This is a genomic window from Ruegeria sp. C11, from assembly GCF_056537725.1.
The window spans coordinates 2,501-5,891 of the sequence record NZ_JBQFSB010000022.1 but is presented as its reverse complement, the minus strand read 5'-3'; the positions used below and the strand labels follow the sequence as shown (position 1 = coordinate 5,891).

General features: G+C 52.8%; 1 tRNA gene and 2 rRNA genes. All 3 read right to left on the bottom strand.

Features of this window, described 5'->3' with window-relative positions:
- Position 1 precedes the first annotated feature (1 nt).
- Positions 2-78: transfer RNA gene (locus tag ACR0NA_RS21570), tRNA-Met, on the bottom strand.
- A gap of 121 nt (positions 79-199) precedes the next feature.
- Positions 200-314, bottom strand: a 5S ribosomal RNA gene (rrf, locus tag ACR0NA_RS21565).
- Between the two features lie 114 nt (positions 315-428).
- Positions 429-3,260 (bottom strand): 23S ribosomal RNA (locus ACR0NA_RS21560).
- Between the last annotated feature and the right edge of the window lie 131 nt (positions 3,261-3,391).

Here is a 3,391-nt window from a genome sequence, read left to right as displayed (position 1 = left end):
TTGGTTGCGGGAGCAGGATTTGAACCTGCGACCTTCAGGTTATGAGCCTGACGAGCTACCGGGCTGCTCCATCCCGCGACACTTTTTAAGACCTATCGCTTACGCTACTTGAGGTCTTGCGTTGGTCTAGTGGCTATTTGGCCAGTTGAGACCTGGTCGTGTTTTTTTTCATCGTTAGAGAGAGTGGGGATTTTTCTAGGTTTGGCGGTGACCTACTCTCCCGGGGCTTAAGCCCAAGTACCATTGGCGCGGCAGTGCTTAACTTCCGGGTTCGGGATGGGACCGGGTGTTTCACTTGCGCTATGACCACCAAACCGAGGAAAATCCCCGTCGCGACTTTGCATTGCAAAGTGCGGTGTGTGTTTCAATCAACGTTGTCCAACTCAAGGTCAGTGTATGCTTTTGATTTTGTCTTTCCATTACTGGATCAAATCAAGCCTATCGGGCGATTAGTACCGGTCAACTGAACGCATTACTGCGCTTACATCTCCGGCCTATTGACGTGGTGGTCTTCCACGGCCCTCAGGGAGACCTTGTTTTGAGGGGGGCTTCCCGCTTAGATGCCTTCAGCGGTTATCCTGTCCGATCATAGCTACCCAGCACTGCCGTTGGCACGACAACTGGTCCACCAGTGGATCGTTCACCCCGGTCCTCTCGTACTAGGGGCAACTCCTCTCAAGTCTCCTACACCCACGGCAGATAGGGACCGAACTGTCTCACGACGTTCTAAACCCAGCTCACGTACCTCTTTAAACGGCGAACAGCCGTACCCTTGGGACCTGCTCCAGCCCCAGGATGAGATGAGCCGACATCGAGGTGCCAAACACTGCCGTCGATATGGACTCTTGGGCAGTATCAGCCTGTTATCCCCGGCGTACCTTTTATCCGTTGAGCGATGGCCCTTCCACTCGGGACCACCGGATCACTATGGCCGTCTTTCGACTCTGCTCGACTTGTCAGTCTCGCAGTCAGGCTGGCTTCTGCCATTGCACTCAACGAGCGATTTCCGACCGCTCTGAGCCAACCTTCGCGCGCCTCCGTTACGCTTTAGGAGGCGACCGCCCCAGTCAAACTACCCGCCACGCAGGGTCCCGGATCCGGATAACGGACCGCGGTTAGACATCAAGAGTGCGAAGGGTGGTATCTCAAGGGAGGCTCCACAGGTACTTGCGTTCCTGCTTCAAAGCCTACCACCTATCCTGCACATCACAATCCTGATGCCAGTGCGAAGCTGTAGTAAAGGTGCACGGGGTCTTTCCGTCTAACCGCGGGAAGCCTGCATCTTGACAGGCAATTCAATTTCGCTGAGTCGATGTTGGAGACAGCGGGGAAGTCGTTACGCCATTCGTGCAGGTCGGAACTTACCCGACAAGGAATTTCGCTACCTTAGGACCGTTATAGTTACGGCCGCCGTTTACCTGGGCTTCAATTCAAGGCTCTCACCTCTCCTTTTAACCTTCAGGCACCGGGCAGGCGTCAGACCCTATACGTCGTCTTGCGACTTCGCAGAGCCCTGTGTTTTTAATAAACAGTCGCCACCCCCTGGTTTGTGCCCCCAGCCCCTAGTTGCCTAGGAACCGGGCCTCCTTCTCGCGAACTTACGGAGGTATTTTGCCGAGTTCCTTCAACATCGTTCTCTCAAGCGCCTTGGTATGCTCTACCAGTCCACCTGTGTCGGTTTAGGGTACGGTCTGATGGAGGGCTATTTCCAGGAACTGCTCAGCAGCCCAACCAATCCGATAAGGTTGAACTACACCTGCAATCCGTCACATCCTCCTGGCTCAGGAATATTAACCTGATTCCCATCGCCTACGCCTTTCGGCCTCGGCTTAGGGGCCGGCTTACCCTGCTCAGATTAGCTTTAAGCAGGAACCCTTGGACTTTCGGCGAGAGTGTCTCTCACACTCTTTGTCGCTACTCATGTCATCATTCTCACTAGTGATCTCTCCACCGGATGGCTCACGCCCCGGCTTCATCGAAAGCTCCAAATATCCTCCAAGGCGATCCGAAGATCGCTAAAGAGGATAGGAACTATGTCACACTACGCTCTGCTACCGATGCTTACGCATCCCTAGACTTCGGCTCATGGCTTGAGCCCCGTTACATCTTCGCCGCAGGACAACTTATTTAGACCAGTGAGCTGTTACGCTATCTTTAAAGGATGGCTGCTTCTAAGCCAACCTCCTGGTTGTTTTGGTCGTCCCACCTGCTTTCCCACTTAGCCATGAATTGGGGGCCTTAGTCGTAGGTCAGGGTTGTTTCCCTCTCCACTACGGACGTTAGCATCCGCAGTGTGTCTGCCATCTAGTACTCCCGGGTATTCGGAGTTTGGTTAGGATCAGTAAGCCTGTGGGGCCCCATTACCCATCCAGTGCTCTACCCCCCGGGGTATTCGGATGACGCTCTACCTAAATAGATTTCGCAGAGAACCAGCTATCTCCGAGTTTGATTGGCCTTTCACCCCTAGGCACAGCTCATCCCGATCCTTTTCAACGGATGTGGGTTCGGTCCTCCAGTAAGTGTTACCTTACCTTCAACCTGGCCATGCCTAGATCACTCGGTTTCGGGTCTGATCCCACGAACTCATACGCCCTATTAAGACTCGCTTTCGCTACGCCTACACCTAACGGCTTAAGCTTGCTCGTGAGACCAAGTCGATGACCCATTATACAAAAGGTACGCCGTCAGATCTCGAGGATCCTCCGACTGATTGTAGGCGTTCGGTTTCAGGTACTGTTTCACTCCCCTCGTCGGGGTGCTTTTCACCTTTCCCTCACGGTACTGGTTCGCTATCGGTCAGCAAGGAGTACTTAGCCTTCGAAGGTGGTCCTCCGATCTTCAGACAGAATTTCACGTGTTCCGCCCTACTTAATACGTCCATCAAAGCTTCCTATACGGGGCTGTCACCCGCTATGGCCACGCTTCCCAACGTGTTCTAGTCACTTATCTGGCTCGGCTGGTCCCCGTTCGCTCGCCGCTACTAGGGGAGTATCAATTGATTTCCTTTCCTCCGGGTACTTAGATGTTTCAGTTCCCCGGGTTTGCTCTTAAAACCCTATGTATTCAGGTCTTAAGTACCTGTTTAAGCAACATATTGATTATCAAGGATAACAATATGAAGCTTTCAGGTGGGTTGCCCCATTCAGAAATCCATGGATCAAAGCTTATTCTCAGCTCCCCATGGCTTATCGCAGAGTATCACGTCTTTCATCGCCTCTTGCTGCCAAGGCATTCACCAAACGCCCTTCTCGCGCTTGATTTGATCCAGAAAGAGAAAGACACAACTTAGTGCGCTACCGCCTATTCGGCTACTTGAGCGCAGTCAGGTCAATCGCGATCATCCAGCTGGTAACTAAAGATGATCTTTCTTCTGAACCAAAAGCATACTTTC